16 protein-coding genes are annotated in these 23,355 nt (G+C 41.7%); 9 read left to right on the top strand and 7 right to left on the bottom strand.

The annotated features are described in order from the left end of the window. Positions 1–187 precede the first annotated feature (187 nt). Entirely contained in the window at positions 188–1,054 is an 867-nt protein-coding gene (locus H6G79_RS29140) for an SDR family oxidoreductase (RefSeq protein WP_190593521.1), read from the top strand. 264 nt (positions 1,055–1,318) lie between these two features. Here the strand turns inward: H6G79_RS29140 and glmM are convergent, their stop codons facing one another. Further along, a complete protein-coding gene (gene glmM, locus H6G79_RS29135; protein ID WP_190593519.1) occupies positions 1,319–2,788 on the bottom strand; it encodes a phosphoglucosamine mutase in 1,470 nt (489 codons plus the stop codon). A 562-nt stretch (positions 2,789–3,350) separates the two neighbouring features. Here glmM and H6G79_RS29130 point away from each other — a divergent pair. Then, positions 3,351–4,067, top strand: a complete 717-nt coding sequence (locus H6G79_RS29130; protein ID WP_190593517.1) for a heme oxygenase (biliverdin-producing) — start codon at positions 3,351–3,353, stop codon at positions 4,065–4,067. 309 nt (positions 4,068–4,376) lie between these two features. Here the strand turns inward: H6G79_RS29130 and H6G79_RS29125 are convergent, their stop codons facing one another. Then, complete coding sequence (locus H6G79_RS29125) at positions 4,377–7,493, bottom strand: COR domain-containing protein (protein ID WP_190593515.1); 3,117 nt, start codon at positions 7,491–7,493, stop codon at positions 4,377–4,379. A gap of 219 nt (positions 7,494–7,712) precedes the next feature. Beyond that, entirely contained in the window at positions 7,713–9,020 is a 1,308-nt protein-coding gene (locus H6G79_RS29120) for a serine hydrolase (protein WP_190593514.1), read from the bottom strand. A gap of 378 nt (positions 9,021–9,398) precedes the next feature. Between H6G79_RS29120 and H6G79_RS29115 the strand changes: the two genes are divergently transcribed. Then, complete coding sequence (locus H6G79_RS29115; protein ID WP_190593513.1) at positions 9,399–9,584, top strand: hypothetical protein; 186 nt, start codon at positions 9,399–9,401, stop codon at positions 9,582–9,584. Between the two features lie 7 nt (positions 9,585–9,591). Here H6G79_RS29115 and H6G79_RS29110 read toward each other — a convergent pair whose 3' ends face one another. Then, positions 9,592–10,179 carry a pyridoxamine 5'-phosphate oxidase family protein gene (locus tag H6G79_RS29110; protein ID WP_190593512.1) on the bottom strand — a complete coding sequence of 196 codons (588 nt, stop codon included), beginning with the start codon at positions 10,177–10,179 and terminating at the stop codon, positions 9,592–9,594. A 407-nt stretch (positions 10,180–10,586) separates the two neighbouring features. On the opposite strand from H6G79_RS29110, the gene H6G79_RS29105 reads away from it, so the two are divergent. After that, positions 10,587–11,234, top strand: a complete 648-nt coding sequence (locus tag H6G79_RS29105; protein WP_396019820.1) for a MotA/TolQ/ExbB proton channel family protein — start codon at positions 10,587–10,589, stop codon at positions 11,232–11,234. Continuing rightward, on the top strand, positions 11,218–11,622 hold the full coding sequence (locus H6G79_RS29100) for a biopolymer transporter ExbD (RefSeq protein WP_190593510.1): 405 nt from the start codon (positions 11,218–11,220) through the stop codon (positions 11,620–11,622). Before H6G79_RS29105 ends, H6G79_RS29100 begins: the two co-directional genes overlap by 17 nt. Positions 11,623–11,686: 64 nt before the next feature. Here H6G79_RS29100 and H6G79_RS29095 read toward each other — a convergent pair whose 3' ends face one another. After that, the gene (locus tag H6G79_RS29095) at positions 11,687–13,279 is read right to left on the bottom strand and encodes an MHYT domain-containing protein (protein WP_190593509.1); all 1,593 of its coding nucleotides are present in this window, start codon (positions 13,277–13,279) and stop codon (positions 11,687–11,689) included. Between the two features lie 568 nt (positions 13,280–13,847). Between H6G79_RS29095 and H6G79_RS29090 the strand changes: the two genes are divergently transcribed. Then, positions 13,848–15,893 carry a serine/threonine-protein kinase gene (locus H6G79_RS29090; RefSeq protein WP_190593508.1) on the top strand — a complete coding sequence of 682 codons (2,046 nt, stop codon included), beginning with the start codon at positions 13,848–13,850 and terminating at the stop codon, positions 15,891–15,893. Positions 15,894–16,038: 145 nt separating this feature from the next. On the opposite strand, the gene H6G79_RS29085 is transcribed toward H6G79_RS29090, so the two are convergent. Next, entirely contained in the window at positions 16,039–16,602 is a 564-nt protein-coding gene (locus H6G79_RS29085) for a Uma2 family endonuclease (protein WP_190593507.1), read from the bottom strand. A gap of 208 nt (positions 16,603–16,810) precedes the next feature. Between H6G79_RS29085 and H6G79_RS29080 the strand changes: the two genes are divergently transcribed. After that, entirely contained in the window at positions 16,811–18,010 is a 1,200-nt protein-coding gene (locus H6G79_RS29080) for an argininosuccinate synthase (RefSeq protein WP_190593506.1), read from the top strand. Positions 18,011–18,292: 282 nt separating this feature from the next. Here H6G79_RS29080 and H6G79_RS29075 read toward each other — a convergent pair whose 3' ends face one another. Further along, complete coding sequence (locus H6G79_RS29075) at positions 18,293–18,901, bottom strand: hypothetical protein (protein WP_190593504.1); 609 nt, start codon at positions 18,899–18,901, stop codon at positions 18,293–18,295. A gap of 407 nt (positions 18,902–19,308) precedes the next feature. On the opposite strand from H6G79_RS29075, the gene H6G79_RS29070 reads away from it, so the two are divergent. Further along, positions 19,309–21,027, top strand: a complete 1,719-nt coding sequence (locus H6G79_RS29070; RefSeq protein WP_190593502.1) for a diflavin flavoprotein — start codon at positions 19,309–19,311, stop codon at positions 21,025–21,027. A gap of 245 nt (positions 21,028–21,272) precedes the next feature. Further along, complete coding sequence (locus tag H6G79_RS29065; RefSeq protein ID WP_190593500.1) at positions 21,273–22,985, top strand: diflavin flavoprotein; 1,713 nt, start codon at positions 21,273–21,275, stop codon at positions 22,983–22,985. Positions 22,986–23,355: the final 370 nt, after the last annotated feature.

Genomic DNA, 23,355 nt, shown 5'->3' with positions numbered 1-23,355 from the left:
AGGGTGTGGGGAGAATTAATGTCAGTTGAATATATTTGGCTAATATCCGGGGTAAAAATGCACCAACTTACTATATGTAAGTGAAAGCAAAATCTATCAGTAAACCTTGGCTTGAGTTATCGACCCAAGGTTTATTCATAGGCATTTTTGATCGCAGAAACACAACAATAATATCAGGAAAAATTTCATGCCAGCATCAACACAAAAAGAAAAATTACAACCACCACAGCAGCAACAACCACCAGGTAAAGAATCTGAGATGCAGCCAAGACCGAAAGCTGAAGATGAACAGTATCGCGGTAGTGGGAAATTAAAAAATAAAGTTGCATTAATTACAGGTGGAGATAGTGGTATTGGTCGGGCTGTAGCGATCGCATTTGCTAAAGAAGGTGCAGATGTAGCGATTGTTTACCTGAATGAACATGGGGATGCGACAGAAACAAAAAACTTGGTAGAAAAACAAGGTAGACGCGCCTTAGCTATAGCGGGTGATATTACCGATGAAACTGTTTGCCAAAACGCTATTAAACAAACATTAGGTGAATTTGGTAAACTAGATATTTTGGTAAATAACGCTGCTGAACAACACCCGCAAAAAAGCATTGAAGATATTACCAAAGAACAGTTAGAAAGAACTTTTCGCACGAATATTTTTTCAATGTTTTACCTGATAAAAGCAGCATTAAAACATTTGAAACAAGGCAGTGTCATTATCAACACTACCTCAGTAACTGCTTATAAAGGTAGTCCCCAACTATTAGATTACTCTGCTACCAAAGGTGCGATCGTTGCTTTTACTCGTTCGTTATCTCAAAATTTGGTCGAGAAGAAAATTCGAGTCAATGCAGTAGCACCCGGCCCCATTTGGACACCATTAATTCCCTCAACTTTTCCTGAAGAAAAGGTCGAGACTTTTGGTAAACAAGTCCCCATGCAAAGACCAGGACAACCAGAAGAAGTCGCACCCAGTTATGTATTTTTAGCTTCTGATGATGCTTCTTACATATCTGGTCAAGTCATTCATGTAAATGGCGGAGAAGTGATTAACGGTTAATTTCAGTAGAACTTACGCATAAAAACGAAAAATCAAGGGTTTTGGCAAGGGTGTAGGGGTACACTGACAGGTGTAGGTTTTTTACGTTCTGCCCCAAAAACCTTGGTTCAGGGTGAAAGGGTATGGGGTGTCAGGGTTTTGAATACTTACACCCTTACACCTTCATACCCCTGCACCCTGTTCTAAAACCTTATTTTTTCGTTTTTTTGCATAAGTCCTACCGTAGATTCTTCACAGACAATCTTTTTCTGAACTCAGAATTACTTAGGCCAAGTGTTGTTGGACTTTGGCGACTAATTCATTTGTCCAATGTTGGGCGAGTTCCGCATCAGCCGCTTCCACCATGACTCTAATGACTGGTTCTGTACCGGAGGCGCGGACTAAAATTCTACCAGTATTACCCATTGCGGTTTCGGCTTGTGCGATCGCATCTTGAATTGGTTGACATTCTTGCCAAGCCAAACGGCGATCGCGGTCTACAACTCTGACATTCTTTAATAATTGGGGATAAGTCTGGAAGCTTTGGTCAACTAATTCACCCAAGGAAACACCAGTTTGTTTGACTAAGTTGGCTATGTGCAAGGCGGTTAATAAACCATCGCCAGTCAAGCCATAGTGTCTACACAAAATATGACCAGATTGTTCGCCGCCTAGCATTCCACCAGTCCGCAACATTTCGGCTTGCACATATTGATCACCAACGGCGGTGCGAATCAATTTACCACCTTGTTGTTGCCAAGCGCGTTCAAACCCTAAGTTTGCCATGACGGTGGAAACTATCAAGTTATCGGGGAGTTGTTGCTGTTGTTGCAAATGACGACCCCACAAATAAAGAATATAGTCGCCATTGACTTGTCTACCTGTATTATCTACAGCTAACACGCGATCGGCATCACCATCAAAGGCAAAACCTACATCAGCTTGATGTTCTTTGACTGCGGCTTGCAAAATATCCAGGTGAGTAGAACCACAATCAACGTTGATGCGATCGCCATCTGCGGCATTATGTAAGCAGATAATTTCTGCGCCCATTTCCCTAAATACTTGTGGTGCTAAACCAACGGCTGCACCCCAAGCCAAGTCTAAAACAATCTTCATTCCTTGCAGATTTCCCTGACGCTGCAATGGTTGTTTTAAAGCTTGGCTATAATCACTCACTAACTGCTGCCGAGAATAATGTCTACCGCAATTCATCCCGCCTGTAACTGGCAATTTACCACGCAATCCAGCTTCAATTTCTGCTTGTAATGCTTGTGGTAACTTCCCTCCATCAGCACCAAAAACTTTAATCCCGTTGTCTTCCGGTGGGTTGTGACTGGCAGAAATCATCACGCCGCCGATCGCTTCACTCATGCTGGTAAGATAGGAAACGCAAGGAGTAGGACATAAGCCCAAATACCAAACTTCAATGCCTGCGGCTGTTAACCCCGCACTCAAAGCCATTGCCAACATATCGCTAGAGTTGCGCGAATCTTGTCCCAGAATTACTGGTCTTGTTTCACCTGCATAATTCCGTAAAACTACACCTGTCCAGAAACCTATTTGTAAAGCCAAAGGCGCATTCAGTAATTCTCCTACCTTACCCCGAATCCCATCTGTCCCAAACAGGGGAGTCGCTGGTAATGGTATCAAACTAAACGCCAAATTTTTGTTCAGTTCCGTTTCTCCATGATTAGATTCTACAACCGCAAGACCTTGGATGTTGCCTTGAGTTCGAGTTATTGATGACACCATAATATTTAAACACCCCACACCATAACACTGGAAAATTTTACTTTACTTTTTAATTGAACAAGTTTAGGGAGAGGCTAGTACAAAAAGGCAAAAGTAAAAAGTCAAAAGGAAAAACAAGGAATAGTCATACCACAAGCCTTTTAGTAGTTCCTTATGGTCTGTTTATTTACACCAACTTGTACTAGAGGTTAGAGGTTAGTATTTTTACTCCAAACTCATTACTCCGCACTTTAAATATATACTCATTTTTCTTTTGAGAAATCTATTACCACTAGACCTATTTAAGTGAAAATCTCTAAAATTTTTCTGAGCTTTGTAAAGTTTTTATACAGAATTTTTAGCGATCGCCATACCTGATCATAGATTTTAACCTTGATGATGAATAGAGTGGTTACTATTTTGCGGTCTGGCAGAGTGTTACAAAAGTATACAATCTGTTTGCTTAAAAATTTTTAATATAAATTCTCATCAAATAGTTTTAATGTAACTTTTTAATGACCTTTCTTAGCCGTTCGTAAATCGGAACCTCGGTACATCCTTTTTCAAGGTGAGAAATTTTAATATGAGCAGCAATTTAGCCAGCAAGTTACGTGTCGGCACAAAAAAAGCCCACACGATGGCAGAAAATGTAGGTTTTGTCAAGTGCTTTTTAAAAGGAGTGGTAGAAAAAAGTTCCTACCGGAAATTAGTGGCTAACTTTTACTTCGTCTACTCGGCAATGGAAGAGGAGATGGAAAAGCATCGCCAACACCCCATCGTTTCTAAAATTAATTTCCCCCAACTGCACCGCAAGCGGACTTTAGAGCAAGACTTAAGCTACTATTACGGTGCCAACTGGCGCGAACAAATCAAACTATCGCCAGCCGGTGAAGCTTATGTGCAACGCATCCGCGAAATTTCCGCAACCGAACCAGAATTATTAATTGCTCATTCTTACACTCGTTACTTGGGTGACTTATCCGGGGGACAGATTCTCAAGAACATTGCCGTGACAGCAATGAATTTGAGCGATGGACAAGGAACCGCCTTTTATGAATTTGCCGAAATTCCTGATGAAAAGGGATTTAAAGCAAAGTATCGTCAAACATTAGATGAACTACCCATTGATGATGCCACAGGCGATCGCATCGTGGATGAAGCCAATGCAGCCTTTGGGACGAACATGAAAATGTTCCAAGAATTAGAAGGCAACTTAATCAAAGCGATCGGTATGATGTTGTACAACAGCCTCACCCGCCGCAAGACACGCGGTAGCACTGAACTAGCTACGGCTGAGTAAATTAGAGAGGCTAGTATTTTCCTCAGCACTCCAGACTCAGTAATCAAATTAAAAATAGGGACAATGTTCCTATGATTGCTTTCTAGATGAAAGTAACCACAGGAAGATTGTCCCTAAATTTTGTTTATTTGATACCAATAGACAATTAAGGTTCTCAAGAAAGGTGTATGTGTTTAAAACCCTTACACGCCTATACCCTTGGTTCCCTTGGTTACTATGGGAATCATATTTGATTTCTGCGAAGCTAGGTAAACCTTGTAGCGATCGCATTTTGTAAGATAATCGAGAAAGCGATCGCACTTCCTCTTATTAGCGTTTATATTCGGCTGCGTGGTGTTCGCACAGCCAAAGGTAATGTCCTTCTGGTGTTAATACTTTCTTGAGGCCGCCCCAATGTTGTTGGGGGTCTTTTTCTTCTAACAGTTGGCGTAAAGCACGCAAGGCTGCACCGTCGGCGCGTTCGGGATCTAAATCTTCACCTCTGGCAATTTTATCTGCTAATTCTAAATCTGCGGCATCTTGAATTTCTGGTAATTTCTCGGCTAGTTCTTTAAATAATTCCAAATCATTTTTATAAATTGCTTCGTATTCTTTAGGGTCTACTACACCCAGCCAAGGGCCAATTATGGGTGCAGCAAATCTCAAGACTTTGAATAATTTACCAATATAAGGTGCAGTTGCTCTCAGCCATTTGGCAGGTTCATCGATTTCATATAAACCGCCTGTTTGGGTAGGATGCCAACAGCCTGGGGCTTGGCAATAAAGTTGTAAATCTATTTTTTGTCCGGCTAGGGCTTTTTGCCAAGATTTACCAGTACGGGGACGCAGAACAAAAATATTCGGGCAATGAGAATCGATTTTGGCTTGTTCGCGGCGGAATATATTAGTAAATTCTCGTTGAGAAAGTTCGCGCAGATTTTTGATTTCGTCGATAATAGTTGCTTGTTTATCAATGACTTTTGTTTCTAATTCATCAATACGTTCTAAAACCGCATTTTGGGTATGAAAATTTAAGCCATACAAAAGTTCAGCAACTGATACATCTTCTATGGCTTCGGGACATTCAATGGTTGATTTCTTTTTTTCCCAACGTTTGGATAATTGGTGATAGTCAAATTCGTGGGTGCAGGGTTCACCATTATGACCAAGACAGGGGATAGTGCGTTGAATATCTAAGCCGGGAAATCTGGAGAGAGTTACTTCAATGCCATCTCGTAATAGGACGAAGAAATTTAACGGGTTAGCACCGCGTACTGTTAGTTTAATATAGCGATCGCCTTTCGCAGCTTCTACCAAAGCTAAATGTTCTTGTTCATAAGCCAACAATGCCCCGTTGCGCCAATGGGTATTAGTTGTAAAGCGGTGTTGACGCGCAATAAACCAAGTCGGAATCCCCGCCGGAATAGTATTGAGTTTGAATTTCATCGAGATTTCATGGCAATTTGCTTTAGCTTTGATTTGCTGCCATTGCTGTTCATAATTCGGCGGGTCAAAAGGCAACCGTTCCACAATTAAACTAATATCTCGATTTTCTAAAGTGCGGTAGGAAAGGTCAAACCGTTCCATCAGCCTGAGAAAATGGTCACGCAGTGATGGGGCTAAATCTTGCCAGAGTTTATCCATTTCCTGGCGGGTGAAGATGCCAAATTTGTTAATTACTTCTTCGCTTTCCAAAACTTTGCTGATATATTCTGTCACCCACTGCGGTTTGAGGATGACTGTATCGTTGAGTTCTTCATTGTCTTGGAAATAGAGAATTTCGCCTAATTCATGCAGCCATCGCGCCAGCACTTCTTGACTCATGTCCGCAACTCCAGACTCAGCCATGATTTTCCACAATTGCTGCGGCGTGATGTACTTTTCTGGCTGGGAACGAATAGTGTTGGCAGCATTTAACCAAGTCGTAGGCCAGAGTTCACCCATTAAGGGCAGTTTAGCAGCAGTGTCGGCAATTGCTTGGCGGAGTTCTTCAATACCAAGGCTGATTTTAGAACTAATTTTGCAATGTTCAACAATTTGCGGGTATTTGTCGCGTAACTCTTTGAGGGGAAGGTCAGCGTCGCGTTCGTCGATGTGAGTGGCGACAAGTAAAATGGGTGATTCTGGGGCTAAGGCTTTGATAGTATCTAGCCAATAGTAAAGTTTACCTTGCTCAAATCCTAGTCGCGCATTCCAGGCGAGTAAGAACAGGGAACGGTTGGTGAGGAAGAATTGATGAGTAGCGTGATAAATTTCTTGTCCGCCAAAATCCCAGGTGTTCAGCTGCATGGTGACATCTGGTTTTGCAGGATGGGTTAATGGGAGAGATTTAATTTCAATACCGTGGGTGGTTGATTCTTGGGTGTCGAATTCTTCACCGCGTAACGCTCTTAATAAGGATGTTTTGCCTACACCACCTTCACCAACTACTAACAGTTTAGAAACCCATTGGCGTTGGCTATCTTCTAACTTTTCTTGCAGATAAGTCAAAATTGCCTGGGTTCCTTGTTCGATAATTTCGGGTGGTGGCGAGGTTAAGGGGTTGTTATCGAGGTACAGCGTTGTCAAGTTGGCAAGTTGGCCGATTTCTGGTGGCAGACTTCTGAGTTGATTTTTATCGAGGAATAGCGTTGTCAAGTTGGAGAGTTGGCTGATTTCTGGCGGTAGGGTGCTGAGTTTATTGTGATCAAGGTATAGCCGCGTCAAGTTGGAGAATTCACAGATTTTTGGGGGTAGAGTGCTGAGTTGGTTTTCATGAAGGTATAGCCACCGTAAGTTGGAGAGTTGGCTGATTTCTGGCGGTAGGCTGCTGAGTTTATTGTCATTAAGGTACAGCTCTGTCAAGTTGAAGAGTTGGCAGATTTCTGGTGGCAGACAGCTTAGTTGATTGTTAGAGAGGTGTAGCTTTTTCAAGTTGGAGAGTTGGTAGATTTCTGAGGGCAGGCTCACCAGTTGATTGTCAGAGAGGGATAACTCCGTCAATTTGGAGAGTTGGCAAATTTCTGAGGGCAGGCTGACCAGTTGATTGTCAAAAAGCTCTAGCAGCGTCAAGTTAGAGAGTTGGTAGATTTCTGAGGGCAGGCTGATTAGTTGATTTCTAGAGAGGGATAGCGATGTCAAGTTAGAGAGTTGGCAGATTTCTAGGGGCAGGCTGACCAGTTGATTGTTATGGAGGGATAGCTTTGTCAACTTGGAGAGTTGGTAGATTTCTGAGGGCAGGCTGACCAGTTGATTGTTATGGAGGGATAGCGATGTCAAGTTAGAGAGTTGGCAGATTTCTAGGGGCAAGCTGATCAGTTGATTGTATGAGAGTTCTAGCAGCGTCAAGTTGGAGAGTTGGCAGATTTCTGGCGGTAGACTGCTGAGATATTTGTTAAATAGGTCTAGCTCTGTTACCTTTTCCTTCGCAGCTTTTTCAATAATTTGCAACAGTTCTTCGTGTGTCACCAGAAAACCTCACCAATTCTGTAGCGATATTTACCAGAATAGTTTACTGCAAGTTCACTTGTACGCCTGTGTATATTAATCCTTAATTCGTAGTTCGTAATCAGGCTCGCAAACTTGTTATAGCAGTCCTAAATCATTCATAAACCAAAAGATCCCCGACTTCTTCAAGAAGTCGGGGATCTGAGCCTCTCGATTTTCACCAATCAAATACGATTGATATCACAATGATTCAGGCTTGTCGGTAGTGGCTACTCTTGGTTGGTCTAAATAGCCATAAACTATACGAGAAACTTGATTAATAAAATCTCTCGCTTTCAAATCATTAAAAGGTCTTCTAACAAAAATTCCGGCTAAGTACCGCTTACCAGAGGGCATTTGAATAATTCCCGCATCACCTAGTACAATGCCTAAAGTTCCGGTTTTATGAGCAATCACGGCACCTTTCCCTAGACCAGCCGGTAATAATTTGGTATTGCGGACACGCTGCATAATATTTAAGACACGGCCACGACTCGAATCACTCAACAAGCGATTATTCGCAACCAACGCTGACAGCCTGACTAAATCTTTGGCGCTGGTTGTATTCGTACCCTTGAAGTCGCCGAGTAAATTCCGTACAACAGTGTTTTGCAGTCCCCAACTACGAAAACGCGGATTTAACTTAGCCTTACCACCTAAGCGGTCAATAATCATGTTGGTAGCAGTATTATCACTGATGGTAATCATCTTAGTTGCTGTTTCTAACAGACTAAAACGAGTTCCAGCACGCTTGTATTGAAATTCTCCTGAACCACCAGTGATTAAGTCACGCCGCATTACCAAGGTTTCATTTAGTTTGATTCTACCTGCATCAATTTCTTGAAATAAGGCAATCAAAATTGGAAACTTAATAGTACTAGCGGCGGGAAAAACTTTCTCACCATTGAAATCGAGATAGTTACCTGTATCTAAATCTAAAAAAAACAATCCTGGGTCAAGGGAACGATACCGAGATGCTAATGCTTGTACCCGCGATCGCAATTGTGGTATTTCCTTACCTAAAGGTACAACTCCTGCAAACAAAGAAACATCACTAACAGCAACAGGAATTTGTTCTTCGCTGCTAGAAGCAGAAACATTATCATCATTGGGATTTTGAACCCGTTCCACTGAGGGGAATTTTACTATCCAATGAGTTGAAGAATCACCTTGAACCAATAACTTAGCAGGGTCTACGGTGTATCCTGGTGCTAGTTCAACTACTAGTCTAGTTGTGTTATCGTCAACCTTACCAACACGGATTTCCCGGACTGTCGCACCATAGTTTTTCCGAATTGTATTTGTATTCAGTTTTGTACCCGGAAGATCAATAACTAACCTTGTGGGATTTTGTATTAAAAATGCTCTAGGCTTCACACCAGAGACAGTAGTAATGTTAAGTTGATTTTGGGCTGTATCAAAACTCCAAGATTCTAAGCGAGAGGCTTTTGCTGGAGAAGAAAGCAGGAAAATACTGACAACGCCAAGTAGAAATAAGCGTAATCTCATGCGTGTGATTATTTAGAGCGACAGTTGAATTTACTTGCACTAATTTTCGAGACCGTACCGGTTGATCCGGAATAAACTCGAATCATAATTCGTAGCAAATCATTACGTCAAGACACGCACACCATATAATAGTTCCTTCACCATAAATTTAATCATGAATATCAGCCAAAAAGGCAACTAATAGATAGAGATTTTTGCCGATATTTGGGATAAATCACCGCATTAGCTAACCCAAAATCATAAATTCTCTGGATAAAGGTTATTTTTGACAAAAGTCCACAGTAAATAGTTAAAAATCTAGCCTTTTAGACTCTGGATAATTGACAATAAATTTCTGATTGTGGATTTTTGGGCGCGGTTTAAATAGAAATCGATGCAATGCTAATTTTGCCTAAACATACAACAGATTCCCCGCGATTGGAATACAGCATTTATAAAGTCAAAACTCAGTATCTAGCACAACAAGGCAAAAGTAAAAAGGCAAAAGTAAAAGGAAATAATAACGATACCACAAGCCTTTTAGCAATTCCAGATAGTCGGTTTATTTACGCCGACCTGTACTAGCTTGTTTTTAGTCTGTATTCTGACTGCTGACTCCTGCATTCTGCTGTAATTGACTCAAAGGTGTGGGTAAACCATCAATGCTGATGCTGTTTTTTTGTTGTTGATATTCTCTCACTCCCTGTTCCCCTTTTTTAATTGCCCAATTAACTAGTGTTTGGCGTTGACCTTGATATTCATAAAGAGGAACACCAAAACCACAAGAACTTTGCACAATCTCAATATCAGCGACGATAATTTGTCTAGCCCCTGGTATCTGAGGAAACACCGAAGATAACGAGTCCCATTCAGCATAATTCGGTAAAACTACGTATCCTTTACCATAAAGTCGTAAAATTCTTGGTGGTTCGACAAAGGCGCAAAACATAAAGGTAATGCGACCATTTTCTTGCAGATGGGCGGAAGTTTCGTTACCGCTACCTGTCAGGTCGAGGTATGCTACTCGGTGAGGTGACAAGATTCGCAAGCAATCAAGACCTTTGGGGGATAAATTAACGTGACCCATAGAACTCAGAGGTGCAGTCCCTACAAAAAACAGGTTTTGGGCTGCAATGAACTCTTGCAGTTCTTCGGTTATCGAGTCAAATAGTTTAGCCATAGATGCACAAGAATAAACAGTACGTCAACAAATTTGATTTATAAACCACTTGTAGAAGTAGGTCATGAGGAGTGAGGAAGAGATTTATGGGTAATCTCAGAATTTGTTGCAAGTTCTTATTAGTTATTGATCCCAGTTAAAACTAGCTGTCGTCAAAGTCAAGCAATTCATTACCAAAAAGCCTGAGTCCACTGTTATCTACAGCGTCCTTGAAAAATCCTTGATTTATAGGGTTTTTAGCTAATTAAAATTGGAGGCGATATGAATGATTATGTCAGCAAAAGAAAATTTAACTTGATGAAGCTTTTGATTTTTTTAGTTACTTATTGATAAGATATATCATTTAGTGCTGTAAACTATTAATCTAACTGTAACGTTGTCCATTTAGTTCTTTAGAGATATTGCCCATGTATGAATTGTTTGTAGCAGGTGGCGTAGTGATGTGGCCACTGCTGGCGTTTAGTGTGGTGGGAATCGCATTAATTATCGAGCGAGTGCGCTTTTGGTATCGGGTTAATACTCGGCAAAATCGTGTAGTCCGCGAAGTTTTGAATCTCTACCGCCTGGATAATGTGGTTGGTGCGTTGGATAAGTTGCAAAAGAATGCAGACTTGCCAGTAGCCCGCATTTTTTTAGCTGCACTGCAACTAGAAGAACCCACCCCGGAAGAATTTCGTCTGGCTTTAGAAAGTGAAGCCCAAGCCGAAATTCCGGTTCTCAAACGCTTTCAAAATATGTTTGATACAATTATTGGATTAGCGCCACTTTTAGGTTTATTAGGTACTGTATTGGGTTTGATTGTGTCTTTTGCATCTTTAAACTTGGGTGATGTGGGGGGTACAAAAACCACCGGAGTGACCGCAGGTATTAGTGAGGCGCTGGTTTCCACAGCTTCAGGATTAATTGTAGCTATTTTTACACTCTTATTTGCTAACACCTTTCGGGGTTTATATCAACGCCAAATTGCCGCTATGCAAGAATATGGTGGACAATTAGAACTGCTCTATCGCCGCCGCTATGAACGAGGAGACAGAACCTATGCGTCTACAAGATGAGCCAGATTTACCACCGCAAATCAACATCGTACCGATGATTGATGTGATATTTGCGATTTTGACATTTTTTATTATGTCAACCTTATTTTTAACTCGCTCAGAAGGTTTGCCAGTTAACTTACCCAAAGCAGCAACAGCCAAACAGCAGCAAGTTCCTGCCAAAATTACTGTGACAGTTGATAAAGATGGAGTGGTGAGTGTCAACCGTCAACCCACCACCGTTGATGCTTTAGCCGGACAATTGCGGACTTTAGTTGGCGATAACCAAGAAGCATTAGTGGTTGTGAATGCGGATGAAACAGTCACACATGGTAAGGTGGTGGCGGTGATGGATCAAGTCAGACAAGTCCAAGGGGCAAAATTAGCGATCGCCACCCAAAAACCTTAGCCCACAAAACATTGATTATGCTTGTTAGGACTTACGCTGGATTTTTCATCTTATGGCGTAAGTCCTATTGTTGTTGAATTGGAATTTGAATGACAAATTCTGTGCCTTTACCGGGTGTGGAAAAACACTCTAGCTTACCGTGATGTTTTTCAGTCACAATTTGATGGCTAATTGACATTCCCAAGCCTGTACCTTTACTTACGGGTTTTGTGGTAAAAAATGGCTCAAAAATTTGTTTGAGAACATTGTCAGGAATCCCGGTACCATTATCAGCGATCGCAATTTGTACCCATTCAGAATTGATGACTGAAGTGCGAATGGTGATTTGGTAAAAACGCTCTGCAAAACTTTGCTCAGTTTGCTGAAGATTGAGTTCTTCAATGGCATCTATGGCGTTTGCCAAGATATTCATAAACATCTGATTCAGTTGTCCAGCGTAGCACTCCACCAAAGGTAATTGCTGATAATCTTTGACTATGTTAATGGCTGGACGTTCTGATGAAGCCTTTAAACGATGTTGCAAAATCAACAATGTACTATCAATCCCATCATGAATATCGACCAGGGAATATTCAGCTTGATCCACGCGGGAGAAATTACGCAGCGACAGTACAATTTCCATAATGCGACTAGTACCGATTTTCATCGATTCCATTATCTTGGGTAAATCTTCTTGCAAAAATGCCAAATCGATTTCCGGGTTTTGCTTGGGAATTTGCGCCCCGGAATTTTGGTAAAGCTGTACAACTTTCAGCAAATTGTGGCTATGTTCTTCTAAATATTGGAGGTTGCCATAAATAAAGTTAATGGGATTATTGATTTCGTGGGCGACTCCAGCCACCAGTTGACCGAGACTTGACATTTTCTCAGTTTGAATCAGTTGCAATTGTGATTCCTGAAGTTGCGTCAAAGCCAAAGAAAGCTCTCTAGTGCGGTCAATAACTTTTGTTTCCGAAGAAGTTACCAGTGCCAAACCTAAAATCGAAAAGATGACAGCACTAATCAACGAAGAAAGCCAAGTGGTGTTGAGTGCCGGAAAATCCCCAGATAATGGTCTAATGCTGTGAACATCGATCGCCGCCATACTTGTATAGTGCATCATCGGTACAGCTATGCCCATTAATGTTGCTGCGATGAGTTTCTGCCACCAGATAACGACTTCTTGATTGTGCAAATAATGGGTTAACCATAAACCAATTAGTGATACTGTGACTGCAATGATGATGGAAAGTACGACTAATCCGAGATTATAGTGAGCGATCGCAGGCGATCGCATTGCCGCCATCCCGGTATAGTGCATCATCGTAATACCCATCCCCATAATAAAACTCGCACCTAACAAGCTGGGAAGCGCCAGTATTTTGCGGCTAGAAATCCACAAGGCAAACCCTGATGAGAAAATTGCAGGCAAGACAGAAACTAAAACAATCAAAAAGTTATAACTGATAGGTACAGTTAGATTAAATGCCAACATCCCAACAAAGTGCATCGACCAAATGCCCAGTCCAAAGGAACTCGCACCACCAATTAACCAAGCAATCCAAGCACACCCTTTAGCCTTTGCAATTCTTTCTGTTAAATCTAGAGATGTATAAGCTGAGATAATCGCAATGATTATTGAGAGAACTACTAGATTTAAATCATAAGAAACAAGCATAGTTAGTTGATCAATCCTAAAATCTAAATTTGTGGGCAAGAGTTGGGAAATATAGCAGTTGCGGCATAGATGAGGACTATGTTAATGGCTGAAACTCCTGAAAATACTACATTTATACTCAGTAATCAGCAATTTGCTATACTCTTTCTCTAGTAATCTACACTTAGTATTCCCTGACTTTCTGTTGATTTAACTATTAACGTGACAAGTAATCGCACCTAAAATCTAGTTTTATTTGTTACTAACATGACTTCATCAATAACGAATGTCATTTGTTGGGAGAGCAAGTTAATATATAATCGATAAAATTCATCTCATGACTCTCGTAGTTTTCTAAAAGGGTGTTTGAAAAGTGGTTGGTTGTGATGGCTACCAACAATAAGACTTTTAAAACATCCTCTAAGCTTGAAGAAAACTGATGAGCATTTACCAAAATTAACTATATAATTAATTCCCCACTCCCCATCACCAGAGGGATCTACCATAAATTCGAGAGAGTCAATAGTAATTAAGGGAAATATCGGGGTTAACTTAGTAAAAATTTTTATGCAGTCGCGCCTGTCAGATAATGATCTGCTGCTTAAATCCCGATTGCCCAAATCCCCTAAATCCCAAAGGCAAGCAGTTATGCCAGACTTGTGGCACTCCCTTAGTACCACTGTTACGAAATCGCTTCCGGGTGATTCGGGTGCTTTCCGATGAAGGGGGATTTGGCAGAACTTATTTATCAGAAGATACCGATAAACTCAATGAACTTTGTGTAATCAAGCAATTAGCACCAAAATTTCAAGGAACTTGGTCGCAAAAAAAAGCAATGGAGTTGTTTGCAGAAGAAGCAAAACGACTGCAAGAACTTGGCGAACATCCCCAAATTCCCACACTAATTGCTTACTTTGAGCAAGATAAATGCCTGTATTTAGTCCAACAATTTATAAATGGGCAGAACTTGTTAAAAGAATTACAACAACGCCGAGTTTATAAAGCCAATGAAATTCAAGCTATTTTACTTGATTTATTACCTGTACTTAAATTTATTCACGATCGCGGTGTAATTCACCGTGACATTAAACCAGAAAATTTAATTCGCTGTCGGTATGATGGGCGACTCAGTTTGATTGATTTTGGTTCTTCTAAACAATTAACCGAAAAAGTCAAAAATAAAAGTGGCACATCCATTGGTTCGCATGGTTATTCCCCACTAGAACAAATTCGAGACGGCAAAGCTTATCCAGCCAGTGATTTGTTTAGTTTGGGGGCTACTTGTTTTCATTTGCTAACAGGAACATCCCCGTTTCAATTGTGGATGGAACATGGTTATGGCTGGGCAAACAGTTGGCGACAATATTTGCGGAGTCCCTTGTCGCCAGAATTAGATAACGTCATGAATAAGTTGTTGCAAAAAGACTTAAGTCAACGCTATCAGTCAGCCGATGAAGTGATTAAAGATTTAATTCCCGCCTTACCACGCGCCTTACCAGCAGCAGGTCAATCATCAGGCAAATTTACCGTAACTCAACCAAAATCAACTTTCTCATTTCACTACGCTGTTGTAAAAATCTTAGTTTTAGCAGCAGCTTTTGTTTTATTATTTGGATTTAGTGATACTTGGTATCAACAATATCGCCAAATTCAAGCAATTTTATTATCAAAACTCAAGCCAACCAATTATAGTCATTCTCAAAATGAAGTTGTTTTTGGTCAATCACCGAATATTCCAGTTAAAAATATTGCCTTAGCTAATACTCTCCAAGGTACAGCAAAATCTGTTGTCTCTGTGGCCATTAGTCCCGATGGCAAAACAATTGCCAGCAGTGGCGAAGGGGAGAAGATAATTAATATGTGGAATATTGCCACAGGAAAAGAAATTTTAACCCTGAATGGACATTCGCAAAAAGTTAATGCTGTGGCTATTAGTCCTGATGGCAAAATCTTGGTGAGTGGGAGTGATGATAAAACTATTAAAGTTTGGAATTTGACAACAGGTAAAATCGTTTACACCTTAGAAGGACATACCGATTCAATTCAGGCATTAGCTATTAGTCCCAATGGCAAAACTTTGGTCAGTGGTAGCGATGATAACACCCTCAAAGTTTGGAATTTAGGCACAGGAAAACTGATTCGCACCCTGAAAGGACATAAATTTTGGGTGCGTTCTGTTGCTATTAGTCCCGATGGGCGTAACTTAGCTAGTGGGAGTTTTGATAAAACCATTAAACTTTGGCATCTTTACCAAGATGACCCAGCCCGCACCCTCAAGGGTAATACGAATACAATCACATCAGTTGCCTTTAGTCCTGATAGTACCACCTTAGCCAGTACCAGCCGCGATCGCACCATTAAACTTTGGGACGTTGCATCCGGCGAAGTGCTTCGCAGCTTTACAGGCCATGCTAATACCGTTACCTGTGTGGCTTTTAGCCCAGATGGGATGATCTTAGCCAGTGCCAGCCGCGATCGTACCATCAAACTTTGGAATTTAGCCACAGGGGAAGTGATGAATACCTTGACAGGCCATGCAGATACCGTGACATCTGTTGGTTTTACTGCTGATGGTAAGACAATTGTCAGTGGTAGCGAGGATAATACCATCAAAATTTGGCGTGTAGCACAGTAATTAAAGGCAGGAGGCGGTGGTTCGGCTACGCTCACCAACCAGAGGCAGGAGGTAATTTATACTTGAAGCCTCAGCCTTTGAACATGAACATCCCTCTAACGCTCTTCTTTGCGCCTTTGCGCGATACAAAAATAGAACCCGTGATTTATCTACCAAAGATTTCATTGACCGTAATTGTGACATCAGAAAACCCTGGAATTGATAAAATTTCTCCACCAGAAAACTTTTGTATATGCTGATATCCTGTAGCTGTTGGTTGTTGATAAACTTCCACAACTTGCTCATTAATATCTATTAACCAAACCGCAATTATATTGGCTTCTGCATATAAAGGAATCTTTTCTTCCCTGTCATAAATTATTGTCGAATCAGCCACTTCAATTAATAATAAAATATCTTGAGGCTGGGGGTGTGCATCTGCATAAAAATCATCACGAGGTTTGAGTAATGCCACATCTGGCTGTGGTTGTGAATTATCATTTAGTTCCACAGGGTCTTGAATAGCAATGAGAACTCTATCCCTTAACTTAGTAGACAAGATTTTATTTAAACACTTTACACAAGCAGCGTGTTTTGTCCCAATAGGCGACATCTCAACAATTTCTCCTCGGATCAGTTGCACCCGGTCATCTTCTGTGAGAATACCCGACTCAATCATTTTATGATATTGCGGCACTGTAAATTTATGTCTTAATAACTGCATAGTCATGAGCGCCTCCACTGTCTCTTGTATTTTAATTATGGAATATCACTGACTGGGGCAAGCTGAAATACTCCTGAATCTATCAGCGTTGTATTTCTTTATGTCATCGAGAATTGATATAACCATTGGGGCGATCGCACAACACCAGCAAATCTACCTGTATTAGTCCGATATAATATTGTGTCATTCTTTGTTTTCCTAACTGGAGAAACCAATGGGTCGCGCCAAAAAGGTTGTCTTAGCATATTCAGGTGGTGTAGATACTTCTGTGTGCATTCCTTACCTCAAGCAAGAGTGGGGTGTGGAAGAGGTGATAACTCTCGCCGCAGATTTAGGCCAGGGAGATGAATTAGAGCCAATCAAAGAAAAGGCTCTCAAGTCGGGTGCTAGTGAGTCTCTGGTAATTGATGTCAAAGACAGCTTTGTGAAAGATTACGCTTTCCCGGCGATTCAAGCCAATGCACTTTATGAAAATCGCTATCCCCTGGGAACGGCGCTGGCTCGTCCCTTGATTGCCAAAATATTAGTAGAAGCAGCAGAGAAGTATGGTGCTGATGCGATCGCACATGGTTGTACTGGTAAGGGTAATGATCAGGTACGCTTTGACGTTTCCTGTGCTGCCTTAAATCCCAGTCTCAAAATTTTAGCACCCGCGCGGGAATGGGGCATGAGCCGGGAAGAAACCATCGCCTACGGGGAAAAGTTCGGTATTCCTGCACCTGTGAAAAAGTCTTCGCCTTACAGTATTGATAAAAACTTGCTCGGTCGCAGTATTGAAGCGGGTGTGTTGGAAGATCCAGCCGCCGAACCCCCGGAAGAAATTTATCAGATGACAAAAGCGATCACTGATACCCCCAATGAGCCAGAATATATTGAAATTGGTTTTACTAAGGGTATCCCTACCACTGTCAACGGTACAGCTAAAAACCCCGTTGAATTAATTGAAACACTCAACGAATTAGCAGGCAATCATGGCATCGGTCGCATTGACATGATTGAAAATCGCTTGGTAGGAATCAAATCACGGGAAATCTACGAATCACCAGCAATGTTGGTGTTAATTCACGCACACCGCGATTTAGAAAGCTTAACTTTAACCGCAGATGTCTCCCAATATAAGCGCGGTATTGAAGATACTTACACCAAATTGGTTTACAACGGTTTGTGGTACAGTCCCCTCAAAGCTGCTTTGGATGCGTTCATTCAAAAAACTCAAGAACGTGTCTCAGGAACTGTGCGGGTGAAGTTGTTCAAAGGTAACGCCACGATAGTTGGTCGTTGGAGTGACAACACCCTTTATACACCCGACTTAGCTACCTACGGCGCTGAAGACCAATTTGACCACAAAGCCGCCGAAGGCTTTATCTATGTTTGGGGTCTTCCCACCCGGATTTGGGCGCAACAAGATAGATAATTATTGTTCTAACAGGATTTCGATCCCCCCTAACCCCCTTAAAAAGCTACGGTGTACACACAAGTCTGATAAAGGTGCTTAGTAGCATTTCGATCCCCCCTAACCCCCCTTAAAAAGGGGGGAACTAGAATCAAAGTCCCCCTTGAAAAGGGGATTTAGGGGGATCTAATGACAGGATGATATTTCAAACATCCTGTCATTAAGTCTTTCACTTTACATCTTGCACCCAACGCTATTCATGTATACATATAAATACTTGGCTGTATTCAGAAAAATAGCTATTTAGTAGCATTGCCAAAGAAACTTCGCCTGTTGTTGGCATACTGAACACACAAAGCCATATCCAGAACCAGAATCACCAAAATTGAATGCGGTACTGGGTTCCAACTGAACTACAAACTTCATCCTAGCTCCACAACTACAAATCGGAGTTTCATCATCTTGAATCCACAGAGGTTCACCACCAATTTTGCCGCATATTTGATATTGAAATTGGTTCAAAATATCACAATAAGTGTCTGCCGAATCGTCGCACTCATCCAGTGTTAACAAAATTTCTTCTGAAAGAAACTCTTCTTGATCACAAGGTGGTTCAAGACTTGTCAGGTTAGTTTTAGAAACTAGTATTGCTGCATTACCTCCCAAATCAGCATCCCATTCATCACACATTCCAGGGTTATTACTACACATAAATAGAAGGAGTAGCTGTTTGCGATCGCAAATCTCTTTTATGATCGTTGCTTCTAAGTCAATCTGACCAAGAAACTGCATCCACGCACCACATACACGACAACTCACCCATTCAGTATTTAAAGGCGCAAAGGGTTTCCCACTGATCTTTGTCAACTGATGAAGGGGAGCTTGATTAGATTCCCGCATTAACAAAGCCATTATTTTCTCTGTCTCAAAGTTAGCTAGAAATTAAATATTAACAACCGAGAGTAAGTAGATGTTTTAAAAGTAAATCCGAAATTATCAGTACAGCATACTCTGATTTTAAACACATCGGTGTTGAAATCTATGCTTTTTGTTACGGAAATCTGGTCAAAAAAATAAGTTATGTATGATATGTTAGGGATTTTAAATTATGCCAATAAATATTAACATTTAAAACGTGATACCCTTGCTGTGAGAGATTTACAAAGAATATTCTGAGTTAAAAATAATGCTGGAAAACAGCAATAATTGATACAACTACCAAATTTTGAAAACTAGTCTTCATTACAACTTTAAAAATGATTTAGTCGCACAATGGGGGCAGAGAAAGATTATTAAAAACTTGCGCTCGGAGACGAATAATGGTAGCGATCGCAGAAAATGTTCAGCATCGGCTTACTGTCCAAACTGTAGAAATTGCCCCAAACACCACGGCGATTCGCTGTCTTGACTGGGATCGCGATCGCTTCGATATCGAATTCGGATTGCAAAACGGTACGACTTACAATTCTTATTTAATTCGGGGCGAACAAACAGTTTTAATTGACACTTCCCACCAGAAGTTTCGCCAACTTTATTTAGACACTCTCAAAAGTATCGTCAACCCCAAGACCATTGATTACATTATTGTTAGCCACACAGAGCCAGACCATAGCGGCTTAGTGGAAGATGTATTGCAATTAGCACCGCGAGCCACAGTTTTAGCTTCTAAAATTGCATTGCAATTCTTGGAAGGTTTGGTGCATGATCCTTTTTCCAAGCGAATTGTCAAAAGTGGCGATCGCATTGATATTGGCAAAGGTCACGAAATAGAATTTGTGAGTGCGCCTAATTTGCATTGGCCTGACACCATTTTTAGTTTTGATCGCAAAACCCAAACTCTCTATACTTGCGATGCCTTTGGGATGCACTTTTGTGACGATCGCACCTTTGATGAAGATTTAGAAGCGATCGAAGCTGACTTTAGATTTTATTATGACTGTCTGATGGGGCCAAATGCGCGATCGCTGTTGAATGCGATGAAGCGGATGGGCGAACTCGGCAAGATTAAAATCATCGCTAACGGTCACGGGCCTTTACTTTATCATCATCTAGATATTCTCACCGAGTGTTACCAAAACTGGAGCCAAAGACAAGCCACAGCCCTCACCACTGTTGGTTTATTCTACACTTCTGAGTATGGTTATAGCGATCGCCTCGGTCAAGCCATCTCCGAAGGTATTCAAAAAACTGGTGTGGGTGTAGAAATGCTTGACCTCAGCACCGCCGAAGCCCAAGAAATTCAAGAACTCGCAGGTAGAGCAGCAGGTATTATCATTGGGATGCCTCCTTCTACCTCAGTTGCGGCGCAAGCTGGTATTAGTTCTTTAATTTCCGTTGCTAAAGATAAACAATTCTTTGGCTTATTTGAATGCTTTGGTGGCGATGATGAACCAATCGATACCCTCCGCCGGAAATTTCTCGACTCCGGTGTGAAAGAAGCCTTCCCAGCCATTCGGATTAAAGAAGCCCCCACCGCCTCTACCTATCAATTGTGTACAGAAGCCGGCACAGATTTAGGACAAGCTGTCACCCGCGAACGTAACATCAAGCAAATCAAAGCTCTTGATGTGAACATGGAAAAAGCCCTAGGCAGAATTAGCAACGGACTGTATATCGTCACCGCCAAAAAAGGTGATGTTAGCAGTGCGATGTTAGCTTCTTGGGTTAGTCAAGCCAGCTTGCAACCATTAGGATTTACAATTGCTGTTGCCAAAGACCGCGCCATTGATGCTTTAATGCAGGTAGGCGATCGCTTCGTGCTGAACGTTTTAGAAGAAGGCAACTATCAAGAACTAAAAAAGCACTTCCTCAAGCGTCTACATCCCGGTGCTGATAGATTTGCAGGTGTGAAAACCCAAACCGCCAAAAACGGTTCACCCATTTTGACAGATGCCCTTGCATATATGGAATGTGAAGTGCAGAGTAGTATGGAGTGCAGCGACCACTGGATTTTATACTGCACAGTCCAAGACGGTCGTGTTTCTAAACCCGATGGCTTAACCGCAGTCCGCCATCGCAAAGTCGGGAACTATTACTAAATCAAGTCTGAAGTCTGAAAGAGGGAACAGGTAACAGGTGACAGGTTACAGGGAATAGACTTTTCTTCTGAAAAGTGGTATCTAATTCACCTCCAATCTGCTGTCTCAATAATGTTTCATATTTCAGACTTCACACTTCATACTTCATACTTCACACTTCATACTTCATCATGTCTTTTACAGATTTTATTCAATCCGTTAAAGCTCGGTTTTTGCCCTTTTTATCTCCACATCAACCAACACCTATGAGCGATTCCAAACCCCGTGACGTACAGGTTTCTCCCATTGCGACCAACATCAAAGTTCTCAGAGCGCGTAGTAAGTCACGTCTGCGGTTTGAAATTGAATACGCATTAGAACGAGGTACAACCTCTAATTGTTATCTGATTGAAGGTGATAAAACGGCGATTATTGACCCACCTGCTGATACTTTCACACCAATTTTTTTGGAAGCATTACAGCAGAACATTAATTTGAAAAAATTAGATTACGTCATCCTGGGACATTTTAGCCCCAACCGGGTAGGAACTTTAAAAACATTGCTGGAAGTAGCTCCACAAATTACCTTTGTTTGTTCTCTTCCTGGTGCAGCTAATTTAAAGGCAGCTTTCCCTGATGATAGTTTAAATATTTTGGTAATGCGGGGGAAAGAAACCCTCGATTTAGGTAAGGGTCATGTGTTGAAATCCTTCCCCACACCTAACCCTCGTTGGCCAGAACACCTCTGCACTTATGACCAGCAAACCCAAATTTTGTTCACTGATAAACTTTTCGGCGCACATATCTGCGGTGAGGATGTTTTTGATGACCATTGGGAACAAATCAAAGAAGACCAACGCTACTATTACAACTGTTTGATGGCTTCCCAAGCGAAGCATGTCGAATCGGCTTTGGAAAAAATTTCTGATTTCCAAGTGCGGATGTATGCAGTTGGTCACGGGCCGATTGTTCGCAGTAGTTTAATTGAACTGACCAAAGCATATAGCGACTGGAGCCGTTCGCAACGAAATCGAGAAATTTCGGTGGCTTTACTATACGCTTCAGCTTACGGCAATACTGCCACTTTAGCACGAGCGATCGCCCTCGGATTAACCAAAGGCGGTGTAGAAGTTCAATCAATCAACTGCGAATTTGCTACCCCCGAAGAAATCCAAGCCGCAGTCGAAAAATCAGATGGTTTTATTATCGGTTCCCCTACTATCGGCGGTCATGCACCTACACCTATTCACACCGCTTTAGGTATTGTCTTGAAAGTTGGCGATAACAACAAAGTTGCGGGTGTCTTCGGTTCCTACGGCTGGAGTGGTGAAGCTGTCGAAATGATTGAAGGTAAATTGCGCGATGCTGGCTATCGCCTGGGTTTTGAAACTTTAAAAGTTAAGTTCAAACCCGACGATGTTACCCTCAAATTCTGCGAAGAACTCGGTACAGATTTCGCCCAAAACTTGAAAAAGGCGAAAAAAATCCGCGTACCCCAACAAGCTGCAACCCCTATAGAACAAGCTGTAGGCCGCATTGTGGGTTCAGTTTGCGTGATTACTGCCAAGCAAGGCGATGTTTCTACCGGAATGTTGGGTGCTTGGGTATCGCAAGCCACCTTTAACCCACCGGGTTTAACTGTAGCGATCGCCAAAGAACGCGCCATAGAATCTTTGATGTATCCTGGCGGTAAGTTTGCCTTAAATATCCTGGCGGAAGGCAATCAACAAGAATACATGAAGCATTTCCGCAAGAATTTCGCCCCCGGTGAAGATAGATTTGCCATTTTCGGCACTACTCCTGCTGATAATGGCTGTCCCGTTCTGACCGATGCTCTTGCTTACGTCGAATGTTCCGTTGAACAACGTATGGAATGCGGCGACCACTGGGTAGTTTACGCCACTGTTGACAACGGTAAATTAATCAAGCCAGATGCAGTCACAGCAATTAATCACCGCAAAACAGGTACTCATTACTAACAAATTTCCCTTTCCCTAACCGCCCTGCGGATATATACAACTAAAGCTGGTGCTGAAATTATTCTGGACAGCACTAGCTTTTTTTTATCTATACACATATCTTGCACCTAGTAGTCCACCAACCCAATATTGCTGTGTAGACCCTGTAAGGGAGCAGGGGAGCAGGGGGAGCAGGGGGGAATGAAGGTACTCTCTCCCCTGCCCCTCTGCCCCTCTGCCCCTCTGCCAGCCACCACACAAAGTTCTCTTGGCAGACTACTAGTAGTCTGCCAACTCAACTTTGCTAGGTAAGATAGGTGGATATAAGCGTCCCATCTTCTTACGTGCATCAGTAGTCTTAAATCGCCAATTTACACTTTCCTTCCTTGAA

The organism is Anabaena sp. FACHB-83 (assembly GCF_014697485.1).
Lineage (GTDB): Bacteria > Cyanobacteriota > Cyanobacteriia > Cyanobacteriales > Nostocaceae > Nostoc_B.
Note: the sequence above shows the minus strand (reverse complement) of the source record. Positions and strands in the feature narration are given on the sequence as shown.

Excerpts from the sequence above, each read along its gene's own strand:
- H6G79_RS29140 (WP_190593521.1), top strand. The coding sequence starts at position 188 with ATGCCAGCATCAACACAAAAAGAAAAATTACAACCACCACAGCAGCAA.
- glmM (WP_190593519.1), bottom strand. The coding sequence starts at position 2,788 with ATGGTGTCATCAATAACTCGAACTCAAGGCAACATCCAAGGTCTTGCG.
- H6G79_RS29130 (WP_190593517.1), top strand. The coding sequence starts at position 3,351 with ATGAGCAGCAATTTAGCCAGCAAGTTACGTGTCGGCACAAAAAAAGCC.
- H6G79_RS29120 (WP_190593514.1), bottom strand. The coding sequence starts at position 9,020 with ATGAGATTACGCTTATTTCTACTTGGCGTTGTCAGTATTTTCCTGCTT.
- H6G79_RS29115 (WP_190593513.1), top strand. The coding sequence starts at position 9,399 with ATGCTAATTTTGCCTAAACATACAACAGATTCCCCGCGATTGGAATAC.
- H6G79_RS29110 (WP_190593512.1), bottom strand. The coding sequence starts at position 10,179 with ATGGCTAAACTATTTGACTCGATAACCGAAGAACTGCAAGAGTTCATT.
- H6G79_RS29105 (WP_396019820.1), top strand. The coding sequence starts at position 10,587 with ATGTATGAATTGTTTGTAGCAGGTGGCGTAGTGATGTGGCCACTGCTG.
- H6G79_RS29100 (WP_190593510.1), top strand. The coding sequence starts at position 11,218 with ATGCGTCTACAAGATGAGCCAGATTTACCACCGCAAATCAACATCGTA.
- H6G79_RS29095 (WP_190593509.1), bottom strand. The coding sequence starts at position 13,279 with ATGCTTGTTTCTTATGATTTAAATCTAGTAGTTCTCTCAATAATCATT.
- H6G79_RS29090 (WP_190593508.1), top strand. The coding sequence starts at position 13,848 with ATGATCTGCTGCTTAAATCCCGATTGCCCAAATCCCCTAAATCCCAAA.
- H6G79_RS29085 (WP_190593507.1), bottom strand. The coding sequence starts at position 16,602 with ATGACTATGCAGTTATTAAGACATAAATTTACAGTGCCGCAATATCAT.
- H6G79_RS29080 (WP_190593506.1), top strand. The coding sequence starts at position 16,811 with ATGGGTCGCGCCAAAAAGGTTGTCTTAGCATATTCAGGTGGTGTAGAT.
- H6G79_RS29075 (WP_190593504.1), bottom strand. The coding sequence starts at position 18,901 with ATGGCTTTGTTAATGCGGGAATCTAATCAAGCTCCCCTTCATCAGTTG.
- H6G79_RS29070 (WP_190593502.1), top strand. The coding sequence starts at position 19,309 with ATGGTAGCGATCGCAGAAAATGTTCAGCATCGGCTTACTGTCCAAACT.
- H6G79_RS29065 (WP_190593500.1), top strand. The coding sequence starts at position 21,273 with ATGAGCGATTCCAAACCCCGTGACGTACAGGTTTCTCCCATTGCGACC.